Consider the following 18,865-nt stretch of genomic DNA (forward strand, 5'->3'; position numbering starts at 1 on the left):
CATTTATCTTTCGGCCCGCGCCGGCGCTTCACCGCGCGCTCGCCGCGGGAAAGATAAATGCACTCTGACCCCGGACTTCAGGCGGCGGGCGCCGAAGCGCCGGCGACGGCGTGGCGTGGCGCGGACGAGGTGCGCACGCCACGCCGCCGCCAGGGCGTGCCGGTAAAGGGTGAGCAGGGCGAAGCCGGGCGCCAGCACCAGCCAGAACGGCATGTTGCCGAGCAGGTAGACCGGGCCGCGGGCGGCGGGCACCAGCAGCATCGCGATCGCGCCCAGGGCCAGCCATTGCCAGAGCGTGCGGGCGATGCGCGGGTCGACGGCGGTGGGATGCGGAGCGGGCTTCAGGATCGGCATGGCGGTGTCCTCCGTGGGCGTGGAGGAAGCCTGCGCCGGCCCCGTCTCATGGACCGAGACGGGGCCGGTTCCGGGCTTGACGCCCCCTTCAGGCCGCCCGGTGCAGGCTGGGCCTCCTTCCGGACGGATGCCCACCATGCGCCGTTTCGCCGTTCTACTGGGTTGCCTGCTCGTGCTGACCGGCTGCGCCAGCACTGGAGAACCGCCGATGACCCCGCTGCAATCCCGCGCCAACGTCGACCTGCCGCGCTACATGGGCCGCTGGTGGGTCATCGCCAACATCCCCTACTTCGCCGAAAAGGGAAAAGTGGCGACCGCGGACGTCTATACGCTGCGGCCCGACGGCCACATCGACAACGTCTATGTCTACCGCAAGGCCTTCGACAAGCCGGAGAAGCAGATGTCCGGCGTCGCGCGCGTGGTGCCGGGCACGAACGACGCGCAGTGGCGCATCGGCTTCTTCGGCGGGCTGGTCAAGGCCGACTACCTGGTGCTGGAGGTCGCGTCGGACTACTCCTGGGCGCTGATCGGCCACCCCAAGCGCAACCTCGCCTGGATCTTCTCGCGCGAGCCGCGCATGGAGGCGGCGAAGTACGAACAGCTGCGCGCGAAGTTCGCCGCCTACGGCTACGACCCGGCCCGCCTGCAGCGCGTGCCGCAGTTCCCCGACCAGGTCGGGCAGCCGGGGTTCCAGTAGGCCTCAGCGCTCGTAGTTCGACAGCGCCAGCTGCAGCAGGGTGCGCGCCTGCTGGCGCAGCGGCTCGGGCGCCACCACTTCGGCGTCGGCGCCGTAGCGCAGCACGTCCATCAACAGTTCCTTGGACTGGCTGTAGGGCACCTTCAGCTCGTAGCGGCCGTCAGGCAGAAATCGGCCCTCCTGCTTGGAATGCCAGTGCTCGTCGGCGACCCAACGCGCGGCCTTGGCCGAAAACACCAGGGTGGCGGTGCCCTTGGGCGTGCCGGAGAAGATGCCGTAGCTCGAGGCCAGGTGCTGGTTGAGCTCGGCGTCGGCCAGGTCGCGGGCTGCGGCGTCCGACAGCTTGGCGTGCTGGATGCGGTCGACCGAGAAGCTGCGCAGGCCCTCGCGCTCGTGGTCCCAGGCGTCGAGGTACCAGTTGTCCTTGTAGTGCGTGAGCCGCTGCGGCGAGACCTTGCGGTGGGTGCGCTCGTTGGTCGAGCGCGCCAGGTAATCGAATTCCAGCTGCCGGCGCTCCAGCACGGCGCTGGCGACCAGGCGGAACGCGAGCTCATCGCGCCGGCGCACGCCGCTGGCGATCACCCGCACCCGCTCGACCGGCCAGCGCTTGCCGCCCGCCTGCTGGGCCAGCAGTGATTCGATGCGGCCCTTGAGCGGCGCCAGGGCGCTCGAAAGCACGCCCTGGCCGGTGCGGTCGAGCAGCTGGTGCGCGGCCAGCAGGGCGTGCAGTTCGTCGGAGTTGAGCCACAGGCCCGGGAGTTCGAAGCGTTCCGCTTCCTTTTCGTCGTAGCGGATGCTGCCCTCGCCCTCGCTTTCGATCGGGGCGCCCAGGGCGTCACGCAGGAAGGCGATGTCGCGGTAGAGCGTGGCGCGCGAGCAGGCCAGCTCTTCCATGAGGCGCTTGATCGGCACCGGGTAGCGGGCGGTCTTGAGGCTGCGGTGCAGGGCAAGGATGCGCTCGTAGCGGTCCATGGAGTGTCCGGAAGGGTCGCGAAGATACGATTAGAATGGCACCCGCGCTCCTTCCCTCCAAGCGCCGGAGAGCCGCCATGTCTCGCCGCCTCACCCTGGCCGCATTCGCGCTGCCTGCCCTGCTGCTCCTGATGCCCGCCTGCTCGGTGGCCGCCCCCCAGGACGAACTGTTCGAGGCCTGGAAGAAGTTCCTGGCGCTCAAGTCCTTCCGCGCCACCATCACCGGCGTCGAGCCCGTCCGGCCCGCGACCCGCCTGGAGTTCCAGGCCCCGGACCGCTACCGCATCAGCGTCGCCAACGGCCCGACCACGATCCTGGTCGGCGACACTGCCCAGATGACCATCGGCGACCGCACCATGACCCTGCCGCTGCCGGTCAAGTCCATGACCGCGCAGTACCGCGACGAGGCCTTCTTGGAGAAGCTCAAGCAGGGCCTGCAGGTCGAGGACCTGGGCAGCGACACGCTCGACGGCCAGAAGGTGCGCAAGCTGCGCTACGTGCAGGACGTGGTGCCGCCGGCCATGCCCGGCGTGACGCCGCCTCCGCCGGCCCCCGGCGACAAGGCCACCACCGTGGCGTGGATTTCGGCCGACTCGGGGTTGATCCTCAAGCTCGAGGTCAGCAGCACCTACCAGGGCCAGTCCGGCCGCAACGAGATCCGCTATTCGGACTTCGACGACCCGGGCATCGTGATCGGGCTGGCGCCCACCCAGTAGGCGACCCTCGCGGGATCGGGCCGCGCGCGGCACAATGCGCGGCATGCGCGAGCCCGATCTCGATCTGCAGGCCCCGGTAGGCGACGAGGTCAAACAGACCACCTGCTATATGTGCGCCTGCCGGTGCGGCATCAACGTGCACCTGCGCGAGGGCCGCATCCGCTACATCGAAGGCAACCCGGCGCACCCGGTGAACCGGGGCGTGCTCTGCGCCAAGGGCTCGGCCGGCATCATGCAGCACTACTCGCCGGCGCGGCTGGACAAGCCGCTGCTGCGCGTGGGCGAACGCGGCGAGGGCAAGTTCCGCGAGATCGAATGGGACGAGGCGCTGGCGCTGGCCGCGACTTGGCTGCGCGAGACCCGCGAGCGCGACCCCGACCGGCTCGCCTTCTTCACCGGCCGCGACCAGAGCCAGGCGCTGACCGGCTGGTGGGCGCAGCAGTACGGCACGATCAACTACGCGGCGCATGGCGGCTTCTGTTCGGTGAACATGGCGGCCGGCGGGCTGTACACGCTCGGCGGCAGCTTCTGGGAGTTCGGCGAACCGGACTGGGAACACGCGAAGTACCTGATGCTGTGGGGCGTGGCCGAAGACCACGATTCCAACCCGATCAAGCTGGGCCTGGGCCACCTCAAGGGCCGCGGCGCCAAGGTCGTGGCGGTGAACCCGGTGCGCAGCGGCTACGGCGCGATCGCCGACGAGTGGATCGGCATCCGGCCCGGCACCGACGGCCTGTTCGCGTTCGCGCTGGCGCACGAGCTGCTGAAGGCCGACCGGATCGATCTCGACTACCTGGTGCGCTACACGAACGCGCACTGGCTGGTGGTGCAGAACCCGGGCGGCGCGGACGACGGACTGTTCGCGCGCGATGCCGACGGTCACGCATGGTGCTGGGATCGCGATGCGAACGCCGTCGCCCCGGCGACGGCGACTGGAATCTCGCCCGCCGTGGTGGGTGAACGCGTGCTCCCGGACGGGCGCCGCGCCGTGCCGGCGTTCCAGCTGATGGCGCAGCGTTACCTCGACCCGCAGTACGCGCCCGACGCAGTGGCCGAACGCTGCGGCGTTCCGACCGACACCATCCGCCGCATCGCCCGCGAACTGGCCGCCGCGGCCTTCGACGCCCCGGTGGTGATCGAGCAGCCCTGGACCGACACGCACGGCGTGCGCCACGAGCGCATGGTCGGCCGCCCGGTCGCCTTCCACGCCATGCGTGGCATCAGCGCGCACAGCAACGGTTTCCACACCTGCCGTGCGTTGCACCTATTGCAGCTGCTGCTGGGCGCGGTGGATACGCCGGGCAGCTTCCGCTACCAGCCGCCCTTCCCGCGGCCGATTCCGCCGGCCAACCGCCCAGGCAGGACGCGCCTGGCCAATGGCGCGCTGGATGCGCCGCCGCTGGGTTTCATCCACGGCCCGGAAGACCTGCTGGTGGATGCGGACGGGCAGCCGCGGCGCCTGGACCACGCCTATTCCTGGCGCTATCCGCTGGCCGTGCACGGCATGTTGCACACGGTGATCCGCAACGCCTGGGCGGCGGACCCGAAGCCGGTGGACCTGCTGTTCCTGTTCATGGCCAACATGAGCTGGAACTCGGCGATGAACACCGGCGAGACCATGCGCTGGCTCACCGACAAGAACGCGGACGGCGAATACCGCATCCCGAAGATCATCTACTCGGACGCGTATTCGAGCGAGATGGTGGCCTACGCCGACCTGGTGCTGCCGGACACGACCTACCTGGAGCGCTTCGACGCGATCTCGTTGCTCGACCGCCCGATTTCCGATGCCGACCGCGCCGCCGACGCGATCCGCCACCCCGTGCTGGACCCGGGGACGCAGCGTGAAGGCCGCGACGTGCGCGGCTTCCAGTCGGTGCTGATCGATCTGGGTGCCCGCATCGGCCTGCCCGCACTGGTGGACGAAGACGGTTCGCCGCGCTACACCGACTACGCCGACTATCTGGTCAACCACGAGCGCGCGCCGGGCGTCGGCCTGCTGGCCGGCTGGCGCGGCGACGGCACGCTGCACGGCAAGGGCCCGCCGAACCCGGCCCAGCTCGACCGCTACCGCGAGAACGGCGGCTTCTGGACCGCCGAGGTTCCTGCCTCGGCGCGCTACTTCAAGATGGCCAACCGCGACTACCTGCAGTGGTCGCAGGGCATGGGCTTCATCGCCAAGGCCGAGCCGGTGGTGCTGCAGCTGTACTCCGAAACGCTGCAGAAGTTCCGCCTCGCCGCCCAGGGCCACGGCCCGGTGCAGCCGCCGGACGCCGAACGCGGGCGCGTTGCGGCCTATTTCGACCCGCTGCCGATCTGGTACGAACCCTTCGAGGGCGCGCAGCTCGAACAGACGCGTTTCCCGCTCAGCGCGGTCACCCAGCGGCCGCCCTTCATGTACCACGCCTGGGGTTCGCAGAATGCCTGGCTGCGGCAGATCACCGCGCGCAACTTCCTGTACCTGCATCCCGACACCGCGGCACGCCACGGCCTGGCGGACGACGACTGGGTGCACGTGGATTCGCACCACGGCCGCATCACCGTGCAGTGCCGGCTGGCCGGCAACGTGCAGCCCGACACGGTGTGGACCTGGAACGCGATCGGCAAGCGCCGCGGGGCCTGGAAATTGTCCGCCGACGCGCCGGAAAGCGCCAAGGGCTTCCTGCTCAACCACCTGATCTCCGACGTGCTGCCCAGGAACGACTACGCCAACGCCGACCCGGTCACGGGCCAGGCGGCCTGGTTCGATCTGCGCGTGGCCATCCGCAGGGCCGAGGCCGGCGAGGTTTCGCTGCCGCAGTTCGCGCCGCTGGAAACGCGCGCGGCTTCGAACGAACCGCTCCGCTACGGCGCCGACTTCCGCAGCGCGCGCACTGCCCGTCGCGGCGAAGGAAAGCCATGACCACCCTGCCGCCACCGTCGAAGAAGAAGCTCGGCCTGGTGATCGACCTCGACACCTGCGTCGGCTGCCACGCCTGCGCGGTGTCGTGCAAGGAATGGAACGCCGGCGGCGTCGCCGGCCCGCTGACCGACGAGAACGCCTACGGCAAGGATCCCTTCGGCGTCTGGTTCAACCGCGTGCATTCGTACGAAGTGGCGGCGACGCCGACGCAACCGGCGACCACCCTGCACTTTCCGCGCAGCTGCCTGCACTGCGAGACGCCGGCCTGCGTCACCGTCTGCCCCACCGGCGCCAGCTACAAGCGCGCCGAGGACGGCATCGTGCTGGTGGACGAGGACAAGTGCATCGGCTGCAAGCTCTGCAGCTGGGCCTGCCCTTACGGCGCGCGCGAGTACAGCGCGGTCGAGGGCGTGATGAAGAAGTGCACGCTGTGCGTGGACCGGGTCTACAACGAATCGATTCCCGAAGAATCGCGGCAACCCGCCTGCGTGCAGGCCTGTCCGACCAAGGCGCGCCATTTCGGCGACCTGGGCGATCCGGACTCGAAGGTCTCGCAGCTGGTGGCTGAACGCGGCGGCGTGCCGCTGATGCCCGAGCTGGGCTACGCGCCGGTGAACCGCTACCTGCCGCAGCGTCCGCGGCGCGCCGGCGATACGGCGGCGCAGGCCCCGGCCGCGCCCGTCGAGAAGCTCGACACCACCCAGCTCAACCCGCTGCTGCGCTGGCTCGACCGCGCCCTGAGCCGCTGACATGCATCCGGCCTTCTCCGTCATCTTTTTCACCACGCTGTCGGGCCTCGGCTACGGCATCTGGATCTGGACGTCGGTGATGCTGCTGTCGATCCGCAGCGCGGACAGCGCGGCGATGCATCTGGCCCTGATGTTCGCCGCCGCGGTGCCGGTCGTTGCCGGCCTGCTGAGCTCGACCCTGCACCTGGGCCAGCCGCTGCGGTCCTGGCGCGCCTTCAGCCAATGGCGCACCAGCTGGCTGTCGCGCGAAGGCCTGCTGGCCGTGGCCTGTTTCCTGCCGTGGCTGGCGATCGCATCGACGGCGGTGTTCGGCGCGGACTCCCTGGGATTCCTCGAACCCTGGCTGCTGGCGCTTCTGGCGCTGGGCTCGCTGGCCACGGTTTACTGCACCGCGATGATCTATGCGTCGCTCAAACCGATCCCGGCCTGGCAGCACCGGGTGGTGGCGCCGGCTTACTTCGGGTTTGCGCTGCTGACCGGTGGTCTGGCCTGCATGGCGGCCACATACCGCACCGACTCGCCGGCCGAGCTGCGCGTGCTTTTGCTGTTGCTGCTCGCGGTGGCGCTGGCCGTGGCGAAGCGCCGCTACTGGCGCGACATCGACCGCGGCGATCTTCCGGTGGCGCGCGATTCCGCGCTGGGCCTGGCTCCCGGCCGCGTCGCCACGGTGTTCGAACGGCCCCATACCGAAGCCAACTACCTGACCACCGAAATGGGCTTCGTGCTCGCGCGCCGGCACTCGCTGAAGCTGCGCAGGATCGCGCTGGCGCTGTTCGCCGGCGTGCCGGTGCTGGCCTGTGTGCTGGCGCTGATGCTGCCGGGGCTGGGCACGGCCGCGTTCGCCGTTGCGGCGGCCTGTGCCCTGTTGGGGGCCATCGTCGAACGCTGGCTGTTCTTCGCCGAAGCCCGCCACCTGGTCACGCTGTACTACTGATCAAAACGCACCTCGCCCAGCCGCAGGCGCTGGTCGTAGTGGGTGGTGAGGATGGCGTAGCCGAGCAGCTCCACTTCGATCACGACGCCCTCGCTGCGATGGCTGACGCCGGTGATCTGCAGTTCGCTGTCGAGCAGGACCTCGCGCAGGTTGTCGTTGCGCGCCAGCGCCTGCTGGGCGGTGGCGACCTCCACGGACCAGAAGTTCAGTTCACCGCGATCGTCGACCGCCAGGGTCACCCGCTCCTCGCGCACCGGATACGGGGCGGGCTGGACCGCGAAGTCGAAGCGGCTGCCCGGCAGGTAGGCGTTGAGGTAGAAGCCGCCGCGGCCCGCGTCGTACTCGCTCAGACGGGCATTGACGTTGAGCCGCAGCCGGCCGATGTCGGCGGTGGCATCGTAGATGTCCTGCAGACGGGCGGATTCCTGGGCCAGCAGGTCGGCCCGTTCGAACTCGTTGCCGTACTTCACCCGCGGCTGCTCCGCCGCCCACTCGGTCAGCGGCGGCACACGGCCCTGCAGGCGGTAGCCGAGCATCACCATCTGCAGGTCGTCCGGATGGCCGAGCACGCGGGAGCCCAGGACCGGCGCCGCGGTGGCAACCGTGCCGGCCGGTGCCGCGGCCTTGCCCTCGTTGGCCCGCGGAGCCGGCGCGGGCGTAGCCGCCGGCGCGTCCTGGCCCGCCACCGGGGCCGCGGCATCGCCCGCGTTGTCGGCTGCCACCGGCGCGTCGTTTCCACAGGCGACCAGCAGCGACGCCAGCGCCGCCGTCAGCGCGATGCGCAGCCAAACACTCCGGTCAGAGACGGACATCGGCAGCCTCCCCGCCGGCCTGGACTTCGGCATCGCGGCGCGCCTGGCCGGCCTGCGCCAGCGACTGCTTCATCGCCTCGACGTGGTCGAACAGCGCAGTCTGGTCGACCATCGCGGTATGCAGCTCCATCGCCAGGCCGCGATTTTCGCCGGACAGGACCACCCGGGCACTGATGTTCAGCCCGCAACCCTTCGTCCAGCTGACGCGCGTACTGTTGGCCGCGGCATGCACGCCACCGACGCAGCGGTAGAACAGCGGGTTGGCCTCGCTCATCGGCTGGCCGGCCGGGTCAAGCACCCATTGCAGGTCGCGGCGACCGCCGATGTAGCCGTAGTTTTCGTCCGCCGCTTCCGAGCGCTGGGGCGGTCCGTACTTGGCGACCAGCGCGTCGAGCACGGCCTGCGCCGCCGGCATCTGGCCGGGGCGGAAGTTCTGCGTGCGCCAGACGACCCAGGCGGTTTCTTCGCCCGGCGCCCCCGGCGTGCCGACGCTGACGATCTCGTCGACGTGCTCCCACTTCTCGCCGCCGCGGCACTCCTGCCATTCGCGCGCGAGGTCGCAGGGGCGGTGCTCGCCCTTCTGCACGGTGAACAGCTGCACGTCCAGCTCGGTGCCGTAGGTATCGAGGTTGTCCAGCCAACGCGTCTCGGTCGTGACCACGGCGTCCTGGCCCAGGTTGCAGCGCACGGTGGCCAGGGCTTCGTCCAGGGTCATGCCCAGGCGCACGCCGGTCATGTCCGGACCGGTGAGGCCCTTGCGCACGTCGGGCGGGCAGTCCAGGCCCTGGCCTTCGTCGCCCACCAGCTCGTCCAGCGGCACGCCCATTTCCTCTTCGCCGGCGGCCAGCTCGCCGTCACCGGCGGGTGCGCCGCCGTCGTTGCCGCCACAGGCCGCGAGGGCCAGCAGCAGGGCGGCCAGGGCGGCCGGTCGGGTGGAATGACGGATGTCCATGCGTGAAGGCTCCCCTTGGGCGTCGGTTCGATGCCGCAGCGTCGCCGCGACCCGGCGCCACTGTCCTCACGCCGCTTTCAAGAAACCTTCAAGGCCGCGCGATCGCGGCCGGCGGTGCCGGAGTGGACGGTCCGGAAAGCCGGGCTATCATCGACCCATGGCCAATCCCTCCGGTCCGACAGACGCCAGTCTGTTCCGCTGGCGCTTCGGCGCCGTCGAGTTCGATGAATCCCGCCACGAACTGCGGATCGCCGGCCTGCCTGTGGACATGGAGCACAAGCCCCTGCAGGTGCTGGCCGTACTGCTGCGCCACGTGGGCGAGGTGGTGACGAAGGAGGAGCTGTTCGAGGCGGTCTGGGCCGGCCGGGTCACGGTGGACCATGTGCTCGCCACCGCGGTCGGAAAGCTGCGCAAGGCGCTCGACGCTGCGGGCGAGAACCGCATCGCCACCGTGCCACGGGTCGGCTACCGGCTGGACGGCCCGGTCGAACGCGTCGCCCAGGGACAGCGGCTGGACCGTGCGATGTCCTTCGAGGCCGGGCAACCGGTCCCGGGCCGGGACCATTTCCTGCTCGAGCGCCCCCTGGGCCGCACCTTGGGCAGCGAGGTGTGGCTGGCCCGCCAACCGCGCAGCCGCGACGCCCGCGTATTCAAGTTCAGCCTGGGCGGCGAGCGGCTGTCGGCGATCAAGCGCGAAGCGACGCTGATGCGGGTGCTGCGCGATACCCTGGGCGAGCGCGACGACTTCGTGCGGGTGCTGGACTGGAACTTCGAGACCGAACCCTATTTCCTGGAATGCGAGTTCGGCGGCGTGTCCCTGCCCGACTGGGTGGCAAACCACGACGTGCTCGCCGGGTGGGACACGGCGCAGCGGCTGGGCTTCTTCCTGCAGGTGGCGACCGCGGTGGACGCCGCGCACGGCGTCGGCGTGCTGCACAAGGACATCAAGCCGGCCAACGTGCTGGTGCGGCAACGCCAGCCCGGCGGCTGGCAGGCCTGCCTCACCGACTTCGGCAACAGCCGCCTGCTGCAGCCCGAACGCCTGGCCGAACTCGGCATCACCGGCATGGGCCTGACGGTGACGCATGCCGGCAGCGACAGTTCCGGCACGCCGCTCTACCTGGCGCCGGAGGTCGTCGCCGGCCAACCGCCGACCGTGCGCAGCGACCTGTACGCGCTGGGCATCCTGCTTTACCAGGTGCTGATCGGCGACCTGCGCCGGCCGATGGCTCCGGGCTGGGAACGCGACATCGCCGACCCGCTGCTGGTGGACGACATCACCCGCGCCACCGATGGCGATCCGTCGCGGCGGCTGGGCAGCGTCGCCGAACTGATCCAGCGGCTGTCGCAGCTGGAGCAGCGCCGCGATGAAGCCGAACGATCCGCACAAGCCGCCCGCGATGCCGAGCTGTCGCGGCAGTCGCTGGAGCGCACCCGCGCGCGTCGGCCGTGGATCGCCGCCACCATAGGGGTGCTGAGCATCGGCCTGCTCGCCAGTTCGGCGTTGTGGTACCGCAGCGAGTTGCAGCGCCGCGACGCCGCGCTGCAGGCAGCCCGTGCCGAGGCAGTGGCGCGTTTCCTCAGCGACGACCTGATAGGCACGCTCAGCCCCGGCGGCAGCGGTTTCGAACGCGACCCAACGGTGCGCGAGATGCTGGAGCAGGCCGGGAAGCCGCTGACCGGGCGTTTCGGCGACGATCCCGCCACCCGCGGCAGCATCCACGCCGCATTGGGCGATGCCTGGCGCACGCTCGGCGACCGCGAACGCGCCGCGACCCACCTGCGCGCCGCCATCGAGGACTACACACGGGCCTTTGGCGCCGACGATGAACTCACGCTCAAGGCCCGCTACGGCCTGGTGCGTACGCTGGCCTACGCCGGCAGCGCGGACGGTTTTGCCGAAGCCCGCTCCTTGCTCGATGAGGCCGACCGCCTGGCCGGTGCGCGGCTGGCAGAGGATGGCGAAATAGCCCTGCATGCTGCGATCGCGCGCGGCCAGTACCACTTCCAGCGACTGGAGATCGAACCGTCGCTCGAGGCGCACCGTCGCGCCGACCCGCTGCAGCGGCGCCTGCATCCGGACGAAGCGCCGATGGCGGCGCTGATCCGTTCGAGCATCGCTGACGCGATGCTGCGCCTGGGCCGGACCGAGGAGGCCGAACAGCTGCTGCGAACACTGCTGTCCGACCCGTTGCTGGCGCCGGAACGCATCGGCGAATCCACCGTCGCCGGTTACCGCATCATGCTGGCGCGCGCACTGCGCAGCCTGGGCCGCTACGATGAGGCCTTGCCGTTGGCGGAAGCCGCCGCGTCCACCAGCGAACGCATCCTGGGACCGGACAACTACACGACCCTGGTGCAGATGTCGGTGATCGCCAGCATCCACGACTATGCCGGAGACTGCGCCAAGGCCCTGCCGATCGCCCGCACGGTGCGCGAGCGCATGGCGAAGCGCTACGGCGAGAACCGCCAGGCCACGCTGATCGAAACCGGCAACCTGGGCTTCAAGGAATACGACTGCGGCGATCGCGAGACGGGACTGGCCTGGCTGGGCAAGGCCGAGAGCGGCCTGCGCCGACACTTCGGCGAGGACAATGTCGCCGCGCACAGCTTCCGCTACGCGCTGGCACGGGCGCTGACCGAACAGCGCCGCTACGCCGAGGCGCTGGCGATGGTGGACGGACTGAACGTCGCGGCGCTGACGGCCGGCGACGCGACCCCCGGCTGGGAACTGCGGCTGCGCGCGCTGCGCGGCCGCATCCTGGTGCTGGCAGGGGATGCCGACACCGGCCGGCCGCTGCTGGCGGAAGCGGTACCAGCGCTCGAAGCGCTGGGCACCGAAGAGCCGTCCGACATCGCCGCGTTGCAGCAGCTGCTCGCCGCCCCGGATTGAACGCTCAGGGCAGCAGGGCGTCGGCGCCGCGCGCCACCAGCATGTCGGCAACCTGTTCGCCCAGCTTGTCGGGCTCGGACACCGGGCCGCTGGCGTAACCGCGCACGGTCTGGCCCGTCTTGGCATCGCCGACCAGGCCTTCGAGCGAGATCTTTTCCTTGTTGAGCGTCGCGTAGGCCGCGATCGGCACGTGGCAGCTGCCGCCCAACGTGCGGGTCATCGCGCGTTCGGCGCGCACGCAGGCGCGAGTCGGACCGTGGTCGAGCACGGCCAGCAGCGCATGCACTTCGGCATCGCCCTGCTTGCATTCGACGGTGACGGCGCCCTGCGCCGCGGCCGGGATGAAACGCGGCGCGGTGAGGCGCTCGCGGATGCGCTCGCCCAGGCCCAGGCGCTGCAGACCGGCGCAGGCCAGCACGATGGCGTCGTAGTCGCCGGCGTCGAGCTTGGCCAGGCGCGTATTGACGTTGCCGCGCAGGTCCACCAGCACCAGGTCCGGACGGTGCGCGCGCAGCAGCGCCTGCCGGCGCAACGACGAGGTGCCTACCTTCGCGCCGAAGGGAAGCTCCTCGAGCGCCTCGTACTTCACCGAAACGAAGGCGTCGAAGGGATCGGCGCGCTCGAGGATGGCGGCCAGCTCGAAGGGACCGTCCAGCTCCATCGGCACGTCCTTGAGCGAGTGCACGGCGGCATCGGCGCGGCCTTCCAGCATCGCCACCTCGAGCTCCTTCAGGAACAGGCCCTTGCCGCCGATCTCCACCAGCGGCTGGTCGATGGCCTGGTCGCCGCGCGTGGTCATCGGCACCAGCTCGACCTCGAGATCCGGATGCGCTTCGCGCAGCCGCGCGGCGACGTGTTCGGTCTGCCACAGGGCAAGGGCGCTTTCGCGCGTGGCCAGGCGGATCTTCTGCATTGTGGGCTCTCCCCTCAGAGATGTTTCAGGCGGTCGCGCAGCATCGGCAGACAGCGGCGGCTGACTTCCAATGGTTCGCCGCCATGGCGCAGTACGGCGTGCACCTGGCCGTCGGTGCCGCGGCGCAGCTCGGCGAACTCGTCGCTGGCGACCAGGCAGTTGCGGTGGATGCGGATGAAGCGCTCGCCGAACTCCAGCTCGAGCGACTTCAGCGATTCTTCGATCAGGTCCTCGCCGCGCGCGTGGTGCACGACGACGTATTTTTCCTCGGCCTGCAGGTAGTGGATGTCGTCCACCGGGATCAGGCGCAGGCTGCCCCGCAGCCGCGCGCTGAGGTGGCTGCGGCGGCGCTCGGGCCCGGTCGGCGGCATCGCCGGAAGCTGCTGGGCGGCGCGCTGGCGCCTTGCGCGTTCCAGCGCCTGCGCGAGGCGCTCGGGGCGCACGGGCTTGACCAGGTAGTCGACGGCGGCGGCCTCGAAGGCGGCGAGCGCGTGCTGGTCGAAGGCGGTGCAGAACACCAGGGCCGGCGGCGAGGCCAGGCCGGCCAGGTGCTGCGCCGCCTCCAGGCCGTCCATCACCGGCATCGCGACGTCCAGCAGCACCACGTCCACGCCCAGCGATTCCGCCAGCTCGACGGCCTCGCGGCCGTTGCCGGCTTCGCCGGCGATCTCGTGTCCGCCCAGCTCGCCCACCAGGGCGGCCAGGCGCTGGCGGGCAAGCGGCTCGTCGTCGACCAGGAGCAATCTCATGATGGAAGTATGCCCCAGGTCGCGACAGGTTCAGCCGGCCTGGAAACGCGTCTGCAGCCAATCGCCGAGGTCGCGGATCTCCTCGGCGCAGACGCTGTGGGGCATCGGATAGCTGTGCCAGTCCACGGCCATGCCGAGCCCGCGCATCAGGTCGCGGCTGCGGGCGCCGAGGCCTTCGGGAACCACCGGGTCGTGGGCGCCGTGGGCCATGAACACCGGCGTGGCCTTGCCGGCCGCCGTCGCCTCGGCGGCGGTGAGGCCGGCTATCGGCAGGTAGGTGGACAGCGCCGCGATGCCGGCCACGGCCGCCTCGCGCCGCAGCCCCGCCGCCAGCGCGATGGCCCCGCCTTGGGAGAAGCCGGCGAGCAGGAGGCGTTCGTTCGGGATGCCGCGTTCGTTCTCGCGGGCGATGAGCGCGTCGACCTGGGCGACCGATTCGCGCACGCCCTGCTCGTCGGCCCGCTGTTCGATCGACAGGTCGCGGATGTCGTACCAGGCGCGCATGCGCACGCCGTTGTTGATGGTCACCGGGCGCACCGGCGCATGCGGGAACACGAACCGCAGCGCCGGCCAGCCCGGGCGCAGCAGCTCGGGCACGATCGGCGCGAAGTCGTGGCCGTCGGCGCCCAGGCCGTGCAGCCAGACGATGCTCCAGCGCGGGGCGGGACCGGTTTCGCGTTCGACGGTTTCAAGCAGGCTCATGGGCGGGCGGCGATTGGACGGAATCGGCATTATGCCCGCCGGCCCCGCGTCACCGCGCCCAGGCCGTTCCACCCCAGGCCGAAGGATCATCGGGGTGGCCGCGGCTGCGTTGATCCGCGAGGCGTTGCACGCGGCTGCGCCCCAACGGCGACAGCAATACCTCCGCTGCGGCCAGCTGGATGCCGCCGGCAGGTTCGGGCACCGGATGCAGGCGCAGGGCGCAGGCCTGCCAGTGCGGGAGCACGCTGCGCTTCCCGCGCCAGCGACCCTGTCCGGCGTGCGGGCCGTCCACGTGCACCGGCAGCGATGCGAGCAGCCTCTCCCAGGCGTGGAAGTCGCTGTCGGGCAGCAGGTAGAGCCGCCAGCAGTCGCGACCATCGGCGTCGAGGAAGTGCAGGGCTTCGTGCGGGCCGTCGCTGTCGAGACGCACCTGCGCGCGGACTTTCCGCGCGCGACGCCAGCCGGTGAGTGGGTGCGGGTCGGATGGCGCGTGCAGGCACAGCACGGGGCCGAGCGCACCGAGGAGTTCGACGGGACAGCGGTGGATGCCCACCACCGTGGCAGGCACGGAAGGGTTCGCGGCCAGCAGCGGCGCCATGGCGATTCCTTGAAAAGCCGGCGGAGCTGGCGGCCGGTTGATCCGGCGGGGCGGGCGACCGGGGAGAGAGCCGGTTATTTGACGAGGATGAGCTTGTCGTTGCGGGTATGGCGCAGGCGATAGGTCTGGCCGGCGTGCCGGATCAGGACCTCGCGGCCGCCGCGCATCAGCTCGCGGCTGTCGAATTCGGCCTGCCGGCTGGCGACAAGCACGCTCGGATTCTCGTTCGGTAGAACGGGGCGGGTAGTGGGTGGCGGCGACAGGGCCATGGCGGTTTGTCCGTGGAGGGTCGACCTTGATGATAATAATTCTCATTTGCGAGTCAACCCCCCCCCTCCTGGACTACCTCGCCCCGTCTCCCAGCCGGAACTGGACGATCCGGGCCGTGGTGACGGCCGCCGGAAGGCGCTCGAAGCGCCACCGGGACGCGGCGGCCAGCGCCGCCTCGTCGAACAGGCCCGCCGGATCGGCTGTCAGCACGCGCGGCGAACTCACGCTGCCATCGGGCTGGGCGGTGAACTCGACGGTGACGCTGCCCTCGATCTTCCGGCGCAGCGCCGACAGCGGGTAACGCGGCGATGGCGCGTCCAGCAGGCGCGGAACCCTGACCACCGGCTGCGCCGCACCCGGCGCCGGCGCCGGCGCCTGGCCGACGGCTGCCGGCATTTCCGGCGCGGCGCGGGTCACTGCCGGCGCGACCACCGCAGACGACGGGGCCGCGGTGGGCGGTGCGGGCGCAACGTCCGGGCGGGACCTCACCTGCTCCTCGGCCCGAACGGCGGCTTGCGCGGCAAGCAGTTCGTCGCGCTTGGCCGCCTCGGCGGCGGCGACGATACGGCGGTCCGCCTCCGCCTCCGCCGCAGCGATCCCGTCATGAAGCCGGGACAGCGCGGGCGCCTGCGGGTCGACCTGCCCGATCAGGGCCACAAGCCTGCGCGCTTCCGCGAGGTCGCCGCGACCCACCGCCTGTTCGGTGGCGATCAGGGCATAGGGCAGCAGCTCGAGCAGGGCGGTATCGACGCCGGCGTCCCCGGGCTGCAGGCGGCGCAGCGCGAGATAGTGCTCGATCGCGCTGTCACCGGCCGGCGTGTAGATGCGCTGTTCGTCCAGCGCCGCGGCGGCGGCCTGGCGCAAACCACTCTCGTCCTGCCTGACCGGAGCCCCCGCGTCGGCAGCGACCGGTGCCGGAGCGGCCGCCGGCTCGGGGGGGCTTGAGCACGCCACCAGCACCGCGCTCATGCAGGCTATGGCGAAAAACGGGCGGACCGGCGGCATGGACATTCCCCTGTGGAAAGCCGCACAGCCTAGGCGGCGTGCGTGACGGGAATGCGGCAGCGGGATGCGGATGGTGGGCCCACCAGGACTCGAACCTGGAACCAAGGGATTATGAGTCCCCTGCTCTAACCATTGAGCTATAGGCCCCGCGCGGCGCGATTATGACGGCTTTCCGGCGGCCGGAAACAACGAAGCCCCGCCGGAGCGGGGCTTCGTGCCGAAGCGAGGTGGCTTACTCGAGATCGAGGAAGGACCGCAGCTGCTCGGAGCGCGTCGGGTGGCGCAGCTTGCGCAGCGCCTTGGCCTCGATCTGGCGGATGCGCTCGCGGGTGACGTCGAACTGCTTGCCGACCTCCTCGAGGGTGTGGTCGGTGTTCATGTCGATGCCGAAGCGCATGCGCAGCACCTTGGCTTCGCGCGGCGTCAGACCGGCGAGCACATCGCGCACGGTTTCCATCAGCCCCAGGTTCGTGGTCGCCTCGATCGGCGACTCGATGCTGGTGTCCTCGATGAAATCACCCAGGTGCGAATCCTCGTCGTCGCCGATCGGCGTCTCCATCGAGATCGGTTCCTTGGCGATCTTGAGCACCTTGCGGATCTTGTCTTCCGGCATCTCCATCTTCTTCGCCAGCTCTTCCGGGGTCGGTTCGCGACCCATTTCCTGCAGCATCTGGCGGGAAATGCGGTTGAGCTTGTTGATCGTCTCGATCATGTGCACCGGGATGCGGATGGTGCGCGCCTGGTCGGCGATCGAGCGGGTGATGGCCTGGCGGATCCACCAGGTGGCGTAGGTCGAGAACTTGTAGCCGCGGCGGTATTCGAACTTGTCCACCGCCTTCATCAGGCCGATGTTGCCTTCCTGGATCAGGTCGAGGAACTGCAGGCCGCGGTTGGTGTACTTTTTGGCGATCGAGATCACCAGGCGCAGGTTCGCCTCGACCATCTCCTTCTTGGCCTTGCGGGCCTTGGCCTCGCCGTAGGCCATCGCGCGGTTGATTTCCTTGATATCCGGCAGGGTCAGCCACAGCGACTGCTCGATGCCGACCAGCTTGTGCTGCTCGGCGACGATCAAGTCCTTGAACTCGCGCATGCCCGACGACCACTTCTGCTTGCGCCGGATGACGTCGTCGGCCCAGTCCAGGTTGATCTCGTTGCCCGGCCAGGCGCGCAGGAAGTCCTTTCGCGGCATCTTGGCGTTGCGGGTGCAGATGTCGAGGATCCGGCGCTCGTGTTCCTTGATGGCGTTGACGACTTCGCGCAGCTTGCGCACGAACGCGTCCATCAGCGCCAGCGGCAGCTTCAGGCGCAGGAACTCGGTGGCCATCTCCTCGCGGACCTTGATGGTCTTCTTGTCCGCGGCGCCGTATTTGGCGTGGGTCTTCTGGAACTTGGTGTACAGGCCCTTGAGCGTGTCCATGCGGCGGCCGACCTCGGCCGGGTCCGGACCGGTATCCACGGCGGCGGTTTCCTCGCCATCTTCGCCCGCGGCCGCTTCGTCCTCGACCTCGATCTCGGCGTCTTCGTCGAGCGCCGCCTCGGGGATGACTTCTTCCGGCTCTTCCATGTCCAGGAAGCCGACCACGACTTCGTTCAGGCGCTTCTTGCCCTCAAGGTGCTGGTCGTAGTCCTCGAGCAGCAGCTGGATCGACCACGGGAAGCTGGCCAGCGAGGAATGGACCTGGTTCAGGCCTTCCTCGATGCGTTTGGCGATGGCGATCTCGCCTTCGCGGGTGAGCAGTTCGACCGAGCCCATCTCGCGCATGTACATGCGCACGGGGTCGGTGGTGCGACCACCTTCGGTGTCGAGCGCGGTCAGCGCAGCGGCGGCTTCCTCGGCGGCGGTCTCGTCGGACTCGCGGCTGCTCGAGGTGTCCGACAGCAGCAGCGTCTCGGCATCGGGGGCAACTTCGTGCACCTCGATGCCCATGCCGTTGATCATGCCGATGATGTCTTCGATCTGTTCCGGATCGACGATGTCGTCGGGCAGGTGGTCGTTGACCTCGGCATAGGTCAGATAACCCTGCTCCAGGCCCTTGCTGATCAGCTGCTTGATTTCGGACTGAGCCGGACGATCGTTGGCCATGAAAAAGCATCCCGCGACTGGGAAAATGGAACCGCGCAGTATACAGGAGCCCGTAGGCCTTGGATAAGTATTTGATTAACCAAGGAGAAACGGCCCGCTGGATTCGGGCTCAGGACTGCAGGCGGAAGGTCACCGGGCCATCGTTGACCAGGCTGACCACCATGTGGGCGCCGAAGCGCCCGGTTTCAACCCGGCCATGCCGCTGCCGGCACAGGGCGACCAGCCGGTCGAAGCCCGCCCGCCCGGCCTCCGGCGGCGCCGCCGAGGTGAAGCTGGGCCGCATGCCGCTGGAGGTATCGGCCGCGAGGGTGAACTGGCTGACCAGGAGCAGGCTGCCGCCGGTGTCCGCCAGCGACCGGTTCATCTTGCCGGCCGCATCGGCGAATACGCGGTAGCCGAGCAGCCGCTCCGCCATCCGGGCGATCCGCGCCTCGTCATCATCGGGCTCGACCGCGACCAGGGCGAGCAGCCCGGGACCGATGGCGCCGACGGTTTCTCCTTCGACGCGGACGCGGGCTTCGGTGACGCGCTGGATGAGGGCGATCATGGCGCGAGTGTAGAACA

18 protein-coding genes and 1 tRNA gene are annotated in these 18,865 nt (G+C 69.9%); 6 read left to right on the forward strand and 13 right to left on the reverse strand.

Going from position 1 to position 18,865, the window contains the following annotated elements; translation table 11 throughout:
* Positions 1 to 3: 3 nt before the first annotated feature.
* Positions 4 to 354, reverse strand: coding sequence for a hypothetical protein (locus E1B00_RS15675; RefSeq protein WP_176693233.1), 351 nt, complete (start codon positions 352 to 354; stop codon positions 4 to 6).
* A 136-nt stretch (positions 355 to 490) separates the two neighbouring features.
* Between E1B00_RS15675 and E1B00_RS11895 the strand changes: the two genes are divergently transcribed.
* The gene (locus E1B00_RS11895) at positions 491 to 1,051 is read left to right on the forward strand and encodes a lipocalin family protein (protein WP_220396278.1); all 561 of its coding nucleotides are present in this window, start codon (positions 491 to 493) and stop codon (positions 1,049 to 1,051) included.
* A 3-nt stretch (positions 1,052 to 1,054) separates the two neighbouring features.
* On the opposite strand, the gene E1B00_RS11900 is transcribed toward E1B00_RS11895, so the two are convergent.
* Positions 1,055 to 2,023, reverse strand: coding sequence for a helix-turn-helix transcriptional regulator (locus E1B00_RS11900; RefSeq protein WP_139449077.1), 969 nt, complete (start codon positions 2,021 to 2,023; stop codon positions 1,055 to 1,057).
* Positions 2,024 to 2,100: 77 nt separating this feature from the next.
* Here E1B00_RS11900 and E1B00_RS11905 point away from each other — a divergent pair, with 77 nt between their 5' ends.
* Genes E1B00_RS11905 through E1B00_RS11920 form a run of 4 tightly spaced genes read left to right on the forward strand, consistent with a single transcriptional unit; the run spans position 2,101 to position 7,324 of the window.
* A complete protein-coding gene (locus tag E1B00_RS11905) occupies positions 2,101 to 2,739 on the forward strand; it encodes a hypothetical protein (RefSeq protein WP_139449079.1) in 639 nt (212 codons plus the stop codon).
* Positions 2,740 to 2,782: 43 nt separating this feature from the next.
* Positions 2,783 to 5,641 carry a molybdopterin oxidoreductase family protein gene (locus tag E1B00_RS11910; RefSeq protein ID WP_220396279.1) on the forward strand — a complete coding sequence of 953 codons (2,859 nt, stop codon included), beginning with the start codon at positions 2,783 to 2,785 and terminating at the stop codon, positions 5,639 to 5,641.
* Entirely contained in the window at positions 5,638 to 6,390 is a 753-nt protein-coding gene (locus E1B00_RS11915; RefSeq protein ID WP_139449082.1) for a 4Fe-4S dicluster domain-containing protein, read from the forward strand. The genes E1B00_RS11910 and E1B00_RS11915 overlap by 4 nt, the downstream gene beginning before the upstream one ends.
* Position 6,391: 1 nt before the next feature.
* The gene (locus tag E1B00_RS11920) at positions 6,392 to 7,324 is read left to right on the forward strand and encodes a dimethyl sulfoxide reductase anchor subunit family protein (protein ID WP_139449084.1); all 933 of its coding nucleotides are present in this window, start codon (positions 6,392 to 6,394) and stop codon (positions 7,322 to 7,324) included.
* Here E1B00_RS11920 and E1B00_RS11925 read toward each other — a convergent pair.
* Together E1B00_RS11925 and E1B00_RS11930 are read right to left on the reverse strand one after the other, a co-directional pair.
* A complete protein-coding gene (locus tag E1B00_RS11925) occupies positions 7,318 to 8,136 on the reverse strand; it encodes a hypothetical protein (RefSeq protein WP_139449086.1) in 819 nt (272 codons plus the stop codon). The genes E1B00_RS11920 and E1B00_RS11925 overlap by 7 nt on opposite strands.
* The gene (locus tag E1B00_RS11930; protein WP_139449088.1) at positions 8,123 to 9,088 is read right to left on the reverse strand and encodes a hypothetical protein; all 966 of its coding nucleotides are present in this window, start codon (positions 9,086 to 9,088) and stop codon (positions 8,123 to 8,125) included. The genes E1B00_RS11925 and E1B00_RS11930 overlap by 14 nt, the downstream gene beginning before the upstream one ends.
* Positions 9,089 to 9,245: 157 nt before the next feature.
* Between E1B00_RS11930 and E1B00_RS11935 the strand changes: the two genes are divergently transcribed.
* On the forward strand, positions 9,246 to 11,981 hold the full coding sequence (locus tag E1B00_RS11935) for a protein kinase domain-containing protein (RefSeq protein WP_176693234.1): 2,736 nt from the start codon (positions 9,246 to 9,248) through the stop codon (positions 11,979 to 11,981).
* 4 nt (positions 11,982 to 11,985) lie between these two features.
* Here the strand turns inward: E1B00_RS11935 and hemC are convergent, their stop codons facing one another.
* The 9 genes from hemC to dtd form a co-directional block, all read right to left on the reverse strand.
* Complete coding sequence (gene hemC, locus E1B00_RS11940) at positions 11,986 to 12,894, reverse strand: hydroxymethylbilane synthase (RefSeq protein WP_139449091.1); 909 nt, start codon at positions 12,892 to 12,894, stop codon at positions 11,986 to 11,988.
* A 14-nt stretch (positions 12,895 to 12,908) separates the two neighbouring features.
* Positions 12,909 to 13,643: a LytR/AlgR family response regulator transcription factor gene (locus tag E1B00_RS11945; RefSeq protein ID WP_139449093.1), complete on the reverse strand. Its 735-nt coding sequence runs from the start codon at positions 13,641 to 13,643 to the stop codon at positions 12,909 to 12,911.
* A gap of 30 nt (positions 13,644 to 13,673) precedes the next feature.
* The gene (locus tag E1B00_RS11950) at positions 13,674 to 14,345 is read right to left on the reverse strand and encodes an alpha/beta hydrolase (RefSeq protein ID WP_139449095.1); all 672 of its coding nucleotides are present in this window, start codon (positions 14,343 to 14,345) and stop codon (positions 13,674 to 13,676) included.
* Positions 14,346 to 14,394: 49 nt separating this feature from the next.
* Positions 14,395 to 14,943 carry a Hemin transport protein gene (locus E1B00_RS11955; protein ID WP_139449097.1) on the reverse strand — a complete coding sequence of 183 codons (549 nt, stop codon included), beginning with the start codon at positions 14,941 to 14,943 and terminating at the stop codon, positions 14,395 to 14,397.
* Between the two features lie 74 nt (positions 14,944 to 15,017).
* Positions 15,018 to 15,212, reverse strand: coding sequence for a hemin uptake protein HemP (locus tag E1B00_RS15945; RefSeq protein ID WP_139449099.1), 195 nt, complete (start codon positions 15,210 to 15,212; stop codon positions 15,018 to 15,020).
* Positions 15,213 to 15,285: 73 nt separating this feature from the next.
* Complete coding sequence (locus tag E1B00_RS11965) at positions 15,286 to 16,218, reverse strand: energy transducer TonB (RefSeq protein ID WP_220396280.1); 933 nt, start codon at positions 16,216 to 16,218, stop codon at positions 15,286 to 15,288.
* Positions 16,219 to 16,289: 71 nt separating this feature from the next.
* Positions 16,290 to 16,365 (reverse strand) — tRNA-Ile (locus E1B00_RS11970).
* An 85-nt stretch (positions 16,366 to 16,450) separates the two neighbouring features.
* On the reverse strand, positions 16,451 to 18,301 hold the full coding sequence (gene rpoD / locus E1B00_RS11975) for an RNA polymerase sigma factor RpoD (protein ID WP_139449103.1): 1,851 nt from the start codon (positions 18,299 to 18,301) through the stop codon (positions 16,451 to 16,453).
* 109 nt (positions 18,302 to 18,410) lie between these two features.
* Entirely contained in the window at positions 18,411 to 18,848 is a 438-nt protein-coding gene (gene dtd / locus E1B00_RS11980) for a D-aminoacyl-tRNA deacylase (RefSeq protein ID WP_139449105.1), read from the reverse strand.
* Positions 18,849 to 18,865: the final 17 nt, after the last annotated feature.

Source organism: Arenimonas terrae, from assembly GCF_006265115.1.
In the GTDB taxonomy this organism is placed as follows: domain Bacteria; phylum Pseudomonadota; class Gammaproteobacteria; order Xanthomonadales; family Xanthomonadaceae; genus Arenimonas; species Arenimonas terrae.